11 protein-coding genes are annotated in these 14,352 nt (G+C 58.9%); 7 read left to right on the forward strand and 4 right to left on the reverse strand.

Features of this window, described 5'->3' with window-relative positions; genetic code table 11:
* Positions 1-24 precede the first annotated feature (24 nt).
* The gene (nudE, locus tag AFK67_RS19110) at positions 25-585 is read right to left on the reverse strand and encodes an ADP compounds hydrolase NudE (RefSeq protein ID WP_007720684.1); all 561 of its coding nucleotides are present in this window, start codon (positions 583-585) and stop codon (positions 25-27) included.
* 337 nt (positions 586-922) lie between these two features.
* On the opposite strand from nudE, the gene AFK67_RS19115 reads away from it, so the two are divergent.
* The 4 genes from AFK67_RS19115 to hslO all read left to right on the forward strand — a co-directional run bounded on the left by AFK67_RS19115 (position 923) and on the right by hslO (position 5,107).
* Positions 923-3,061 (forward strand): intracellular growth attenuator family protein, encoded by a 2,139-nt coding sequence (locus AFK67_RS19115; protein ID WP_007720682.1) that lies wholly within the window; start codon positions 923-925, stop codon positions 3,059-3,061.
* A 62-nt stretch (positions 3,062-3,123) separates the two neighbouring features.
* Positions 3,124-3,804 (forward strand): GMP/IMP nucleotidase, encoded by a 681-nt coding sequence (gene yrfG / locus AFK67_RS19120; protein ID WP_007720681.1) that lies wholly within the window; start codon positions 3,124-3,126, stop codon positions 3,802-3,804.
* Positions 3,804-4,205: a ribosome-associated heat shock protein Hsp15 gene (gene hslR / locus AFK67_RS19125; protein WP_007720680.1), complete on the forward strand. Its 402-nt coding sequence runs from the start codon at positions 3,804-3,806 to the stop codon at positions 4,203-4,205. Before yrfG ends, hslR begins: the two co-directional genes overlap by 1 nt.
* A gap of 23 nt (positions 4,206-4,228) precedes the next feature.
* Positions 4,229-5,107 carry an Hsp33 family molecular chaperone HslO gene (gene hslO / locus AFK67_RS19130; protein ID WP_007720679.1) on the forward strand — a complete coding sequence of 293 codons (879 nt, stop codon included), beginning with the start codon at positions 4,229-4,231 and terminating at the stop codon, positions 5,105-5,107.
* Positions 5,108-5,158: 51 nt separating this feature from the next.
* Here the strand turns inward: hslO and AFK67_RS19135 are convergent, their stop codons facing one another.
* Positions 5,159-6,871 (reverse strand): DUF4153 domain-containing protein, encoded by a 1,713-nt coding sequence (locus tag AFK67_RS19135; RefSeq protein WP_038884641.1) that lies wholly within the window; start codon positions 6,869-6,871, stop codon positions 5,159-5,161.
* 428 nt (positions 6,872-7,299) lie between these two features.
* On the opposite strand from AFK67_RS19135, the gene pckA reads away from it, so the two are divergent.
* Positions 7,300-8,919, forward strand: a complete 1,620-nt coding sequence (gene pckA / locus AFK67_RS19140) for a phosphoenolpyruvate carboxykinase (ATP) (RefSeq protein WP_007720672.1) — start codon at positions 7,300-7,302, stop codon at positions 8,917-8,919.
* Between the two features lie 63 nt (positions 8,920-8,982).
* Here the strand turns inward: pckA and envZ are convergent, their stop codons facing one another.
* Positions 8,983-10,329, reverse strand: a complete 1,347-nt coding sequence (envZ, locus tag AFK67_RS19145; RefSeq protein WP_007720670.1) for a two-component system sensor histidine kinase EnvZ — start codon at positions 10,327-10,329, stop codon at positions 8,983-8,985.
* The gene (ompR, locus tag AFK67_RS19150; RefSeq protein ID WP_006177890.1) at positions 10,326-11,045 is read right to left on the reverse strand and encodes an osmolarity response regulator transcription factor OmpR; all 720 of its coding nucleotides are present in this window, start codon (positions 11,043-11,045) and stop codon (positions 10,326-10,328) included. The genes envZ and ompR overlap by 4 nt, the downstream gene beginning before the upstream one ends.
* A gap of 344 nt (positions 11,046-11,389) precedes the next feature.
* On the opposite strand from ompR, the gene greB reads away from it, so the two are divergent.
* Positions 11,390-11,863, forward strand: coding sequence for a transcription elongation factor GreB (gene greB, locus AFK67_RS19155; RefSeq protein ID WP_007720667.1), 474 nt, complete (start codon positions 11,390-11,392; stop codon positions 11,861-11,863).
* Positions 11,864-11,975: 112 nt separating this feature from the next.
* A complete protein-coding gene (locus AFK67_RS19160) occupies positions 11,976-14,300 on the forward strand; it encodes a Tex family protein (protein WP_007720665.1) in 2,325 nt (774 codons plus the stop codon).
* Positions 14,301-14,352 lie beyond the last annotated feature (52 nt).

The raw sequence follows: 14,352 nt of genomic DNA on the forward strand, positions 1-14,352 counted from the left end.
CCCTGTAACGGGGCGTTTTGCTTTCTACAGCCTGCCGTGCATCTTCAGCCATTCACGCACTAAAAACAGCGCGCTGACGTTGCGCGCCTCGCTGAAATCCGGGTCTTCAAGCAGATCCATCATGTGCGCCAGCGGCCAGCGCTCCTGCACCAGCGGCTCCGGCTCGTCGCCCTGCAACGTCTCCGGATATAGATCTTCCGCCACCAGGATATTCATTTTGCTGGAGAAATAAGACGGCGCCATGGTGAGTTTTTTCAGGAAAGAGAGCTGATTTGCGCCGAAACCGACCTCTTCTTTTAATTCACGGTTTGCCGCTTCATAGATATTTTCGCCCGGATCGATAAGCCCTTTGGTAAAGCCCAGCTCATAGGATTCGGTGCCGACGGCGTATTCGCGGATTAATATCAGATGATCGTCGATAATCGGCACGATCATGACCGCCTCGCGCTCAGAAGGACGCATACGTTCATAGACGCGCTGTTCGCCGTTGCTGAACTCAAGACTCACCTGCTCGACGCTGAAAAGCCGTGAACGGGCGACGGTTTCGATATTTAAAATAGTGGGTTTTTGCAGGGATTTATTCATATTAACCGGCCACCGGGTAACAACATCTCCGCTCATTGTGCGACACACCGCACGGTTCCGGCAATCCGAATCGTTTTTTTATTTACATTCCTGCAACCTCGCACGCGCATAAAACCCAAATACCCATTTGTGTCAAGAGGTTGAATTTAAAATAAGAATTTGCTGATATTTCCGCGCTTCTCGCTTTGCTAACATTGATTTACTGCTGGTATGCCTCAAATAATTTCACTCAAATTGAATCCATACCTGTCGATTTTTGTTCATTGTTCTGCCTTAATGTTGCATGAGCAATACTTGTTTACATTTGCACTGAGTACCGTGATTTGATGGGGAAAGCATGAGCACTTTGTTGATTTTCGTCGCTGCTATGCTGGCCTGCATCGTCATTGCAGGCTGGTGGATAAAGCGCAAAATTCGCCCCCGTCATCCCCGTTTACCCGCCCAGGTTTTTGCTGGCGCCACGACCCGTAAACTCAGCAGTGAAGAGCGTAGCGCCATCGAAAGCTATCTGGAAACGCTCTCGCGTTTTCAGGATTCACCGACGCCGACCGGTGCCATCAAAGCGCCTGTAAAATTAACGCTGACGCAGAACAGCAATACCGTCTACAGCATTCGTCGCGCCATCACCCGCTATGGCCTTTCGTCTGACGATCCGAACAAATGGCGCTACTACCTCGATTCGGTAGAAGTGCACCTGCCGCCGTTCTGTGAGCAATACATCACTGACGACAATAGCGTCGAGCTTATCCGTACCGCAACCCTGCCGCTGGTTATCTCGCTTAACGGCCACTCGCTGCAGGAACATGTGCATGAAGCGCGCGGCTACGTGCTCGAAGGCCCTGCATCCGGCCTGGCGTCGATTCGCGGCGAAGAGAGCGAACAGATTGAGTTGCTCAATATTCGCCAGGAGACGCAGGAAGAGCACGCGCTTGGCCGCCCGGACGGGTTACGCGAAGCGCTGCTGATCTGCGCGTCGTTCGTGCTGTTTTTCCTCTGTCTTGTCACGCCGCCGGTCATGCTGCCGTGGCTTGCGGGCGGCGCTATTCTGCTCCTCGGCGCGGGTCTGTGGGGGCTGTATGCGCCGCCTGCGAAAACCGCGCTGCGCGAAATCCATTGCCTGCGCGGCACGCCGAAACGCTGGGGCCTGTTTGGCGAAACCAATCAGGAACAGCTTAATAATATTTCGCTCGGCATTATCGACCTTATCTATCCGGCCCACTGGCAACCGTTTATCGAACACGACTTAGGCCAGAAAACGGATATCGACATTTATATGGACCGCCACGTGGTGCGCCAGGGACGTTTTCTGTCGCTGCATGATGAGGTTAAACACTTCCCGCTCCAGCACTGGATGCGCAGCGCGGTTATCGGCGCGGGCGCGCTGCTGGTGCTGTTGCTCCTGACGCTCTCGGTGCCGCTTGATATGCCGTTCAGGCTGACTATCTCCTGGCTTAAGGGCGCACAGACGGTAGAGGCGACCAGCGTCGCGCAGTTAGACGCCGCGGGCCTGCGCGTCGGGGACACGCTGCGCATCGACGGCACGGGCATGTGCAACATTCATCTGCCGGGCCGCTACACTACGCGCCAGAACTACCCGTTTATGCCCTTCGACTGCTCGCAGATCCTCTGGAATAACGCAAGTCCCCTGCCCCTGCCGGAGTCTGACACGGTCACCAAAGCCACGGCGCTGGCGGAGGCGGTCAATCGCCAGCTGCATCCGCAGGAAGGCGACACCAAAATCAACCCGCAGCTCGCCTCGGCCATTCAGAAATCGGGCATGGTGCTGCTGGATGATTTCGCGGAGATAGTCCTGAAGACCGAAGCGCTGTGTACCGGCGAAGACGAGTGCGTCAGGCTTAAAAACGCGCTGGTGAACCTCGGCAATACCAAAGACTGGCCGTCGCTGGTCAAACGCGCCGGAGAAGGCAAACTCGACGGCATTAACGTGCTGCTGCGCCCGGTCAGCGCCGAATCGCTCGATAATCTGGTGATCGCCTCGACCGCGCCGTTCTTCGTGCGCGAAACAAGCCGCGCCGCGCAGTCGCTGAATAGTCCGCCGCCGGGCGGCTTTATGATTATCAGTGATGAAGGCAAAGATATGGTCAACCAGCCGCTGCCGCCGACCTCGCTGTATGACTTCCCGCCGCAGGAGCAGTGGAAAGAGTTCCAGCGCCTGGCCGGGATGTTAATGCAGACGCCGTTCCACGCCGAAGGCGTCGTCACCAGCCTGCGCACCGATGCCAATGGCACCCAGCACGTGACGCTGAGCAGCGTACCGGACAACGCCGGGCTGTGGCGCTACTTCGGCACGTCGCTGTTGATGCTGATTATGCTCGTCTGCGCGCTTTATAATGGCCTCGTGGCCCTGCGCCGCTGGCAGCGCAGCCGCACCCGCATTGAAGAAATCCAGCGCTATTACGAAAACTGCTTCAATCCGCAGCTGGTCCCCTCCGCGGATATTCGCCCCCTCTTCTGATAATCCGGCGGCGACAGGTTTATGGTAACCTGTCGCCCCTTTTTCCTCAGGCGGGAGTTCCCATGCCTATTGATATCGCCTGGCAGGAGGTTGATACCGTTCTGCTGGATATGGACGGTACGCTGCTCGATCTGGCGTTCGATACCTTTTTCTGGCAGAAGCTGGTCCCCGAAACCTTAAGCCAGCAGCGCGGCATCCCGCTGGATGACGCCCACAACCAGATCCGCGCCGAATATCACGCCGTGCAGCATACGCTAAACTGGTACTGTCTGGATTACTGGAGCGAGCGCCTGGGGCTGGATATTTGCGCCATGACGACGGAACAGGGGCCGCGCGCGCTGATACGCGAAGATACCGTGCCGTTTCTCGACGCGCTGAAGGCCTGCGGCAAGCGGCGCATTCTGCTGACCAACGCGCATCCGCATAATCTGGCGGTCAAGCTTGAGCATACCGGGCTTGCTCAGCACCTTGATTTATTACTTTCCACCCACACATTTGGTTATCCAAAAGAGGATCAGCGGTTATGGCAGGCCGTTGCCCGGCACACCGGTCTTGATGCGTCACGCACGCTGTTTATCGACGACAGCGAGCCGATTCTCGACGCCGCCGCGCGGTTTGGTATTCGCTACTGTCTGGGCGTCACCAATCCTGATTCAGGCGTGGCTGATAAGCGCTATCAGCGCCATCCGGCGCTTGGCGATTACCGTCGTCTGATCCCCTCGCTGCAAACCGAGGAGTCGTGATGAAAGAGAAATCCACCGAAGGGGTTCGCCTGGACAAATGGCTCTGGGCGGCGCGCTTCTACAAAACCCGCACGCTGGCCCGCGAGATGATCGAAGGCGGCAAGGTGCACTACAACGGGCAACGGACGAGACCGAGTAAAATTATCGAACCGAACGCGGTATTAACGCTGCGTCAGGGAAACGATGAACGCACGCTGGTGGTGAAAGGAATAACCGACCAGCGTCGCCCGGCAAACGAGGCGGTACTGCTGTACGAAGAGACGGCAGAAAGTATCGAAAAGCGTGAAAAAGTCGCGCTGGCGCGTAAACTCAACGCCCTTTCCATGCCGCATCCGGATCGTCGCCCGGATAAAAAAGAGCGCCGCGATCTGATCAAATTTAAATTTGGCGACAGCGAATAACCGTCACGCCAGGAGAGAGAATAATGGCTCAACACGACCAATTACACCGCTATCTGTTTGAAAATTACGCCGTGCGCGGCGAACTGGTGACGGTTTCAGAAACCTGGAAACAGATCCTTGAAAACCACGACTATCCGCTGCCGGTCAAAACGCTGCTGGGCGAACTGCTGGTCGCCACCAGCCTGCTGACTGCCACGCTGAAATTCGCGGGCGACATTACCGTGCAGCTGCAGGGCGACGGCCCGATGACGCTCGCGGTCATCAACGGCAACAACCAGCAGCAGATGCGCGGCGTCGCGCGCGTGCAGGGCGATGTTCCGGCGGACGCAGACCTGAAAACGCTGGTCGGCAACGGCTATCTGGTTATCACGATTACGCCGGAAGAAGGCGAACGCTATCAGGGCGTGGTGGGGCTCGAAGGCGACACGCTGGCTGCGTGTCTCGAAGATTACTTCATGCGTTCCGAACAGCTGCCGACCCGCCTGTTTATCCGCACCGGCGAAGCGCAGGGCCAGCCCGCCGCAGGCGGCATGCTGTTACAGGTATTGCCGGCGCAGGACGCCCAGACGGACGACTTCAACCATCTGGCGACGCTGACCGAAACCATCAAGGCGGACGAGCTGTTTACGCTGCCTGCGAACGATGTGTTATGGCGTCTCTACCACGAAGAAGAAGTGACCGTGTACGATCCGCAGGCGGTGGAGTTCAAATGCACCTGCTCACGCGAACGTTGCGCAGACGCGCTGCGCACGCTGCCGGATGAAGAAGTAACACAGATTCTGGAAGAAGACGGCGAAGTGGACATGCACTGCGACTATTGCGGCACCCACTACGTGTTCGACGCGATGGATATCGCCGGGATCCGCAAAAACGCCTCTCCGGCCGATCCGCAGGTGCATTAAGGCCTGCTGCGCTTCCCGCCGCCTGGCGGGAAGCGCTTTATTGATGGGGTTTTATTCCTGATAATTGAGCGGTATTTTCACGCCGCCGATGTCCAGATCCTGCCAGGTTTTATCCTTCCCTTTGATGTGATTGTCGCGCAGCGCCTTCAGGAACGCCTCACGGCTCAGGCTTTCCGGTATGGTCATGCTCCAGCCGACCTGCCGCCACTCGCCGTTTTCACGCTGCGCCACGCTGCAGCTGCGATCCACGCCGCTGCACAGCAGCACCTCATTTTGTCCGTCATGATTCAGATCCAGCATCGATACCACGCAGCTTCCTTTCTCATATAAACAGCTACGCACGTTGTAGCCGTTCTCTTCCCGTGTCCACTTCCACCAGCTCTCATCAGGCGTGGCCGTGCCGTTTGCAAGGGTAATCGCGCGACGCAGGTTCTCTTCGCCGACCGGCGACGTGGTGTCCTCAGCAAGCATGCTGTTCATCGCCTGACGGTTATCAGGGTCCGCCATAAACGCGTTGTCATTGCGAAGCGTATTCAGCGCCGCCTGACCGCGTCGCCCGGCGTGCTGGAGCATATACAGGCTCAGGTAGTCGGCCTTTTGCGCCCCGTGCTCATAGCGCGCCATCTGGCTCTCCACGCTGATGCGCCACGGATCAAGCACCGGCGAATGGCTTAACACCAGCAGTGCGAACGAAAATAGCATCACAACGCGGCCGCCCATATCGTTACCCTGATCGCCGGTTTTCGCCCGACGGGCGACACGCAGCGCGGCGCTCACCGCCCAGCACAGCACCGACGCGGTGATAAGCGCGGCGTAAACGCGCGACGGCGTCCAGCCATACTGCTGCACGCGCAACCACAGCGACCACGCGGCCAGCGCGGCAAACAGCGGCGTCAGGATTAACCCGGCGTTATTGAGCAGGCGCAGCGCCTTGTGCGGCGGCGGCGCGCTGCGCCACGGGGCGTCCGCCAGGCTGGCGAGCGTCAGCAGCACCAGCGCCAGCACGTTCAGCAGCCCGGTACAGGAGGTGCGCGCCGCCAGCCCGTCGAGCCCCACAAACGCCAGCGTCACTAAAAACAGCAGCGCGATAAGCGCGGCGAGCGGCAGCAGGCCCGACGCCACCAGCGTCAGGAAGCGGATCAGCGCCTCAGTAATGCGCGTCTGGCTGCGGCAGAGCAGCAGGCACACCACGCCGGAGACCGTCACCATCACCCAGGCAAAGAGCTGCGTGTCGAAAAACAGCGCTTCGAAGAAATAGATATTCACCGCGCTGAAAAGCTTCGCCCACAACAGCAGCACGCCCCAGAACACGCCCACCAGCGCCAGCGCCAGCAGCAGCGCGACGCCGTTGTTCCATAACGTCAGACAGCGCGAAACCGGCGCGCCGTCGGCGCTGTCACGTTGCAGCCAGGGCATGGCGATAAAGAGCGTGGCGGCCAGACTGAAGTACCAGCTCACCACCATTTCATCGGAGTCGAGTTCATTAACGCCCGCGATGGACCAGCGCATCCAGCCCGCCATCAGGCCGACCAGCAGCAGCAGCGCGCCCGTCATCAGCCAGAAACGCGGCGCGCGCAAACGTACCGCCGCCAGCGCGACGCTGACACAGAGCGTTATCGCCAGCGAGTGCACCACCAGCGCCGAGCCCTGGCTCATCACAATCTGGCTGTGCGGGCCCGTTAAAAACATGAGCAAGCCGCAGAGCGCGGCGATAACCACGATGCCCAGGCGCGTCGTACGCGCGAAGGGGAGAAGTTCAGACATAGCGATAATCCTTTAAAAACACATTCACACGATGAAGATAAACCGCGTTCGTGAAGTGAGCGTGAAGTGTCAAAAAAACGCTTTCGGGCGTTATTACCGGCTGCGCTACAGCAAAAAGACGATTATCCAGTGAGATCGCTCGCCGGTTTTGGTTTTCACAGAAAAGATAATTTTCTTCAGGAAAGCGCTTACAGTCACAAAGTGCGGGTTTAACGGGTGGCTTTTATAACATATTCGGAACAATTAACGCGTTCACAGATAAAATGTTGCCATACTCTGAATCCCGTCGTGACCGGCCTCACAGAACTTTCCACTATGGCGCGCCTGGCGACCCATCAGTTACGTAAATCTATGAAGCCTGTCGCGGTTAACATCCCCGGAACAACCCTACAATTTCAGGCAGTATAAATTGGCTAAGGAGCAGTGAAATGCGAGTTACAGGCATAACCCCGCAGGATCTCAAGGCTTACGGAATCAACGACGTCCAGGAGGTGGTTTATAACCCCGATTACGACATGCTCTACCGCGAAGAGCTCGATCCCTCTCTGGAAGGCTATGAGCGCGGAGTACTGACCGATCTGGGTGCGGTTGCCGTGGATACGGGGATCTTTACCGGCCGCTCGCCGAAGGATAAATACATCGTTCGCGATGACACCACGCGCGACACGCTCTGGTGGTCCGATAACGGCAAAGGCAAAAACGACAACAAACCGCTGACGCCGGAAACCTGGCAGCATCTGAAAGGCCTGGTGACGCAGCAGCTCTCCGGCAAACGCCTGTTTATCATCGACGCCTTCTGCGGCGCCAACCCGGACAGCCGCCTGTCGGTGCGTTTCATTACCGAAGTGGCCTGGCAGGCGCATTTCGTGAAGAACATGTTCATTCGCCCTTCCGATGATGAACTGCAAGGCTTCGAACCTGATTTCATCGTAATGAACGGCGCGAAGTGCACCAACCCTGACTGGAAAACGCAGGGGCTCAACTCAGAGAACTTCGTGGCCTTCAACCTGACCGAACGGATGCAGCTTATCGGCGGCACCTGGTACGGCGGCGAGATGAAAAAAGGCATGTTCTCCATCATGAACTACCTGCTGCCGCTGAAAGGCATCGCGTCGATGCACTGCTCGGCGAACGTCGGCGAGAAAGGCGACGTGGCGGTGTTCTTCGGCCTCTCCGGCACCGGTAAAACCACGCTTTCTACCGATCCGAAACGCCGTCTTATCGGCGATGACGAACACGGCTGGGACGACGACGGCGTGTTTAACTTCGAAGGCGGCTGCTATGCCAAAACCATTCGCCTTTCTGAAGACGCCGAGCCGGATATCTTTCACGCCATCCGCCGCGACGCACTGCTGGAAAACGTGACCGTGCGCGACGACGGCAGCATCGATTTCGACGACGCGTCGAAAACGGAAAACACCCGCGTCTCGTACCCGATTTACCACATCGATAATATCGTCAAGCCGGTGTCAAAGGCGGGCCACGCGACCAAAGTGATCTTCCTGACCGCCGACGCGTTCGGCGTTCTGCCGCCTGTCTCGCGCCTGACCGCCAGCCAGACGCAGTATCACTTCCTTTCCGGCTTTACAGCGAAACTTGCGGGCACCGAGCGCGGCGTGACCGAGCCGACGCCGACGTTCTCGGCCTGCTTCGGCGCGGCGTTCCTGATGCTGCACCCGACGCAATATTCCGAAGTGCTGGTTAAACGCATGCAGGCCGCGGGCGCGCAGGCGTATCTGGTCAATACCGGCTGGAACGGTACCGGCAAGCGCATCTCCATTAAGGATACCCGCGCGATTATCGACGCCATTCTGAATGGCTCGCTGGACGACGCCGAAACCTTCACGCTGCCGCTGTTTAACCTGGCTATCCCAACCAGTCTGCCGGGCGTTGATGAGCGCATCCTCGACCCGCGCAACACCTACGCCTCACCGGAACAGTGGCAGGAGAAAGCGCAGCAGCTGGCGCAGCTGTTTATCAGCAACTTCGAGAAATATACCGACACGCCTGCGGGCGCCGCGCTGGTAAGCGCCGGTCCGCAACGCTGAAGTGGACACACGCAAAAACGGCTCCGTAAAGGAGCCGTTTTTTTTTGGCGCGATGCGTAAAAGTTAGCTGTTTTTCGCGACCACCGTGCCCACCGGAACTGGCAGCCAGGCGCGGATGCGTAACCCGCCGCGCTCGCTCTTGCCGATATCCAGCAGACCATGATGGTTATCGATGATCCGCTGCACAATGGCGAGCCCAAGCCCCGTGCCGCTGGTGCTGCGCGCGCTGTCGCCGCGCACGAACGGCTGCAGCAGGTGCTTCAGCTGCGACGGCTCAATGCCCGGCCCGTCATCTTCCACCTGGAACCAGGCGCGATTGAGCTCGGTGCCGCTGCTCACTTTGATCCAGCCGTTGCCGTAGCGCGCGGCGTTCACCACCATGTTGGCCACAGCGCGTTTGATGGAGAGCGGATGAATGCGCAGCGGTATTTCGCCGCTTTGCAGCGCCGTTTCTATCTCGCGCTCATAGCCGCTTTCCGAGGCGATCACTTCGCCCAGCACCGCATTAAGATCGGCAGTTTCCAGCGGCATCTCCTGCCCGGTGCGCAGGTAGTCGATGAACTGCTCAATAATAGCGTTGCACTCTTCGATATCTTTGTTAATCGACTCCGCCAGATAGCCGTCGCCCTCGCTCATCATCTCAGTCGCCAGACGAATGCGCGTCAGGGGCGTGCGCAGATCGTGGCTGACGCCCGCCATCAGCAGCGTGCGGTCGTCGGCGAGCTGTTTCACGCCAGCGGCCATATGGTTAAAGGCGCGCGTCACCGAACGCACCTCGGAGGCGCCATATTCGCGCAGCGGCGGCGGAATGATCCCTTTACCGACCTGCAACGCTGCGTGCTCCAGCTCCACCAGCGGCCGGTTCTGAATACGGATAAACAGCCACGCGCCGCCTATCGCCAGCAGCATTATCGCCAGCGTATAGCGGAACAGCGGCGAGAAATCGCCCTGATGAATTTCGGTCAGCGGCACGCGCACCCAAATGTTGGGCGACAGCCAGGTCTTCAGCCACACCACCGGCGAGCTTTTGTTGACCTCGACGCGCACTTCCGTCGGGCCGCCAAGCTGCTGCGCCATCTGCTGGCTTAAAAACTCATAATGCTGCGCCCAGCGCAGTCCCGCCTCTTCCGCCGCCTCGTTGGCATACAGCGAAATGCCCAGCTCGCGGTAGATTTCGCGGCGAAACGCCGGCGGCACCACCAGCTGCGTCCCGTCCTCCAGCTGCAGTTTATCGGTCATCAGCATACGCACTTCGTAGGCCAGGACTTTATTAAACTGCTGGAGGCTCGGCAGGATGGCGAAGTTAAGCACCACCAGGTAGGTCGTCACCAGGCTTGCGAACAGCAAGGTGACGATTAAAAGCAGCGTGCGGGCGAAAGAACTTCGAGGCGAGAAGCGCAGCTTCCTCATGCTTTAGCGCCGTCCGGCACAAAGACGTAGCCCAGGCCCCAGACGGTCTGGATATAGCGCGGATGCGCCGGATCTTCTTCCACCATGCGGCGCAGGCGGGAGATCTGCACGTCGATGGAGCGCTCCATTGCGGAATATTCGCGACCGCGCGCCAGATTCATCAGCTTATCGCGCGACAGCGGCTCGCGCGGATGGCTGACCAGCGCTTTCAGCACGGCGAACTCCCCGCTGGTGAGCGGCATCGGCTCATCTTCACGGAACATCTCGCGGGTGCCGAGGTTAAGTTTGAATTTACCGAAGGCGATCACGGCTTCTTCCTGCGACGGCGCGCCCGGCAGCTCGTTCGCCTGGCGGCGCAGCACGGCGCGAATACGGGCCAGCAGCTCACGCGGGTTAAACGGTTTCGGGATATAGTCGTCGGCGCCAATCTCCAGCCCCACGATGCGATCCACTTCTTCGCCTTTCGCGGTCACCATGATTATCGGCATCGGGTTGCTCTGGCTGCGCAGACGGCGGCAGATAGAGAGCCCGTCTTCGCCAGGAAGCATCAGATCAAGCACCATCAGGTGGAAGGACTCGCGGGTCAGCAGGCGGTCCATCTGTTCGGCGTTTGCCACGCTGCGCACCTGGAAGCCTTGCTCGGTGAGGTAACGCTCAAGCAGCGCGCGCAGGCGCATATCGTCATCCACCACCAGAATCTTGTAATTTTCTTGCATTGTGTTTACTCCCAAAGGCTCAAACAGTTGTAACGCCATTCTAAAAAAGTGTGCGTCAGCCGGTGAGTTAAATCTGGTATATATTCTGGTCGAAATTGTTACAAAGCATATTTAACAGCAGCTTATCCTCACTTTCCATCATAAAAGCAGCGTGTCCTTAAAGAGCGACATCGCCACGCCGCCGACGCCATCCTAATCATAAACGAACTGGCGCGTTTCGTGTGGCCACGCCCGTTTTTTACGCGAGGACGATAACGGTCTTCGGTTTCGCGGCGCGGGCGCTTCACATTCGCCACCGCGCCCGCTAAGGTACGGTCGTTAAAATTATCAGCGAAGGCCAGCCGATGAAAACGCCGTTAATTACCCGCGAAGGTTACGAAAAACTCAAAAAAGAGCTCGACTATCTGTGGCGCGAAGAGCGGCCTGAAGTCACCAAAAAAGTGACCTGGGCGGCAAGCCTTGGCGATCGCAGCGAAAACGCCGACTACCAGTACAACAAAAAGCGCCTGCGCGAAATCGACCGTCGCGTGCGCTACCTCACCAAATGTCTTGAGCAGTTAAAAATCGTCGACTATTCGCCGCAGCAGGAAGGCAAAGTCTTTTTCGGCGCCTGGGTCGAAGTGGAAAACGACGACGGCGACGTGAAGCGCTTTCGCATTGTCGGCTACGACGAGATTTTTGGCCGCAAAGATTACATCTCCATCGACTCTCCCATGGCGCGCGCGCTGCTGAAAAAAGAAGAAGGCGACGTGGCGACCGTGCAGACGCCGGGCGGCGAGGCCACCTGGTATGTCAACGCTATCGAATATGTAAAGTAGCCCTTTGCGGATAGCTCCGAAACCCGCCACGGGCGCGGCTACGGCTGGCATTTTTACCCTTCAGTCCGTATAACTGTGCCCTGACTTTTTGTACTTAACAGATGATATTGCCATGATGAATAATTCGCTCAGTCGTATTATCGCCAGTGAGCTTCAGGCCAGGGCTGAACAGGTAGACGCTGCCATTCGCCTGCTTGATGAAGGGAACACCGTGCCGTTTATCGCACGCTATCGTAAGGAGGTCACCGGCGGTCTGGACGACACCCAGTTGCGCCAGCTGGAGACCCGTCTGGGCTATCTGCGCGAACTGGAAGAGCGCCGCGCGGCTATCCTCAAATCGATTGCCGATCAGGGCAAACTCACCGACGAACTTCAGGCGGCCATTACCGGCACCCAGAGCAAAACCGAGCTTGAAGACCTCTATCTGCCTTACAAACCGAAGCGCCGCACCCGCGGACAGATAGCCATCGAGGCAGGCCTTGAGCCGCTGGCGGATCTGCTGTGGAACGACCCGTCCCACGAGCCGGAAGCGGAAGCGACGAAATTCATCAACGCCGATAACGGCGTGGCCGATACCAAAGCGGCGCTTGACGGCGCGCGCTATATCCTGATGGAGCGCTTTGCAGAAGACGCCGCGCTGCTCGCCAAAGTGCGTGACTACCTGTGGAAGAACGCGCATCTGGTTTCGACCGTGGTGGCGGGCAAAGAGGATGAAGGCGCCAAATTCCGCGACTATTTCGCCCATCATGAACCTATTTCTACGGTGCCGTCGCACCGCGCGCTGGCGATGTTCCGCGGGCGCAACGAGGGCGTATTGCAGCTGGCGCTCAACGCCGACCCGCAGTTCGATGAGCCGCCGCGCGAAAGCTACTGCGAGCAGATTATTACCGACCACTTAGGCCTGCGCCTGAACAACGCGCCTGCCGACAGCTGGCGTAAGGGCGTGGTGAGCTGGACCTGGCGCATCAAAGTGCTGATGCATCTGGAAACCGAGCTGATGAGCACGCTGCGCGAGCGTGCCGAAGACGAGGCGATCAACGTGTTCGCCCGTAACCTGCACGACCTGCTGATGGCGGCGCCGGCAGGTCTGCGCGCGACGATGGGCCTCGACCCGGGCCTGCGTACCGGCGTAAAAGTGGCGGTGGTGGACGCCACCGGCAAGCTGGTCGCGACCGACACCGTTTATCCGCACACCGGTCAGGCCGCGAAGGCGGCGGTCGTGATTGCGGCGCTCTGCGAAAAACATAACGTCGAGCTGGTGGCTATCGGCAACGGCACGGCGTCGCGCGAAACCGAGCGTTTTTTCCTCGACGTGCAGAAGCAGTTCCCGAAAGTGACCGCGCAGAAAGTGATTGTCAGCGAGGCGGGTGCGTCGGTGTATTCGGCCTCCGAGCTGGCGGCGCAGGAGTTCCCGGATCTCGATGTCTCGCTGCGCGGCGCAGTCTCCATCGCGCGTCGTCTGCAGGATCCGCTGGCGGAGCTGGTGAAAATCGACCCGAAATCCATCGGCGTGGGCCAGTATCAGCATGACGTCAGCCAGTCGCAGCTGGCGCGCAAGCTGGACGCGGTAGTCGAAGACTGCGTGAACGCCGTCGGCGTTGACCTGAACACGGCCTCCGTGCCGCTGCTGACCCGCGTGGCGGGCCTGACGCGCATGATGGCGCAGAATATCGTCTCCTGGCGCGACGAGAACGGCCAGTTCCGCAACCGTCAGCAGTTGCTGAAAGTGAGCCGTCTGGGGCCGAAGGCGTTTGAGCAGTGCGCCGGGTTCCTGCGCATCAACCACGGCGACAACCCGCTTGACGCCTCGACCGTTCACCCGGAAGCGTACCCGGTGGTGGAGCGCATTCTCGCCGCCACCGAGCAGTCGCTGCGCGACCTGATGGGCAACAGCAGGGCGCTGCGCAACGTGAAAGCGGTGGATTTCACCGACGAGCGTTTCGGCGTGCCGACCGTCACCGACATCATTAAAGAGCTGGAGAAACCGGGCCGCGACCCGCGTCCGGAGTTTAAAACCGCCCAGTTCGCCGAAGGCGTGGAAACCATGAACGACCTCCAGCCGGGCATGGTGCTGGAAGGCGCGGTCACCAACGTCACCAATTTCGGCGCGTTTGTGGATATCGGCGTACATCAGGATGGGCTGGTGCATATCTCTTCGCTTTCCGACAAATTCGTCGAGGATCCGCACACCGTGGTGAAAGCGGGCGATATCGTGAAGGTGAAAGTGCTGGAAGTGGATTTGCAGCGTAAGCGTATCGCGCTGACTATGCGTCTTGACGAACAGCCGGGCGAAGGTAACGCGCGGCGCGGCGGCGGTAATAACCGCGAGCAAAACAGCCGCCCTGCACCGAACCGCAAGCCGCAGCGCGAGAGCGTCAGCAGCGGCAATAGCGCGATGAGCGACGCGCTCGCTGCCGCGCTCGGTAAAAAGCGTTAAGCCACCGCGACATGACAAAGGCCGGGAAACCGGCCTTTTTAATTGGTTTTCG

Source organism: Cronobacter dublinensis subsp. dublinensis LMG 23823, assembly GCF_001277235.1.
GTDB classification, from domain to species: Bacteria; Pseudomonadota; Gammaproteobacteria; order Enterobacterales; family Enterobacteriaceae; genus Cronobacter; species Cronobacter dublinensis.

What these genes read in the sequence shown, in the direction of transcription:
- AFK67_RS19135 (WP_038884641.1), bottom strand. Translation starts at nt 6,871, where the DNA reads ATGTCTGAACTTCTCCCCTTCGCGCGTACGACGCGCCTGGGCATCGTG.
- nudE (WP_007720684.1), bottom strand. Translation starts at nt 585, where the DNA reads ATGAATAAATCCCTGCAAAAACCCACTATTTTAAATATCGAAACCGTC.
- hslR (WP_007720680.1), top strand. Translation starts at nt 3,804, where the DNA reads ATGAAAGAGAAATCCACCGAAGGGGTTCGCCTGGACAAATGGCTCTGG.
- ompR (WP_006177890.1), bottom strand. Translation starts at nt 11,045, where the DNA reads ATGCAAGAAAATTACAAGATTCTGGTGGTGGATGACGATATGCGCCTG.
- greB (WP_007720667.1), top strand. Translation starts at nt 11,390, where the DNA reads ATGAAAACGCCGTTAATTACCCGCGAAGGTTACGAAAAACTCAAAAAA.
- pckA (WP_007720672.1), top strand. Translation starts at nt 7,300, where the DNA reads ATGCGAGTTACAGGCATAACCCCGCAGGATCTCAAGGCTTACGGAATC.
- AFK67_RS19160 (WP_007720665.1), top strand. Translation starts at nt 11,976, where the DNA reads ATGATGAATAATTCGCTCAGTCGTATTATCGCCAGTGAGCTTCAGGCC.
- AFK67_RS19115 (WP_007720682.1), top strand. Translation starts at nt 923, where the DNA reads ATGAGCACTTTGTTGATTTTCGTCGCTGCTATGCTGGCCTGCATCGTC.
- hslO (WP_007720679.1), top strand. Translation starts at nt 4,229, where the DNA reads ATGGCTCAACACGACCAATTACACCGCTATCTGTTTGAAAATTACGCC.
- envZ (WP_007720670.1), bottom strand. Translation starts at nt 10,329, where the DNA reads ATGAGGAAGCTGCGCTTCTCGCCTCGAAGTTCTTTCGCCCGCACGCTG.
- yrfG (WP_007720681.1), top strand. Translation starts at nt 3,124, where the DNA reads ATGCCTATTGATATCGCCTGGCAGGAGGTTGATACCGTTCTGCTGGAT.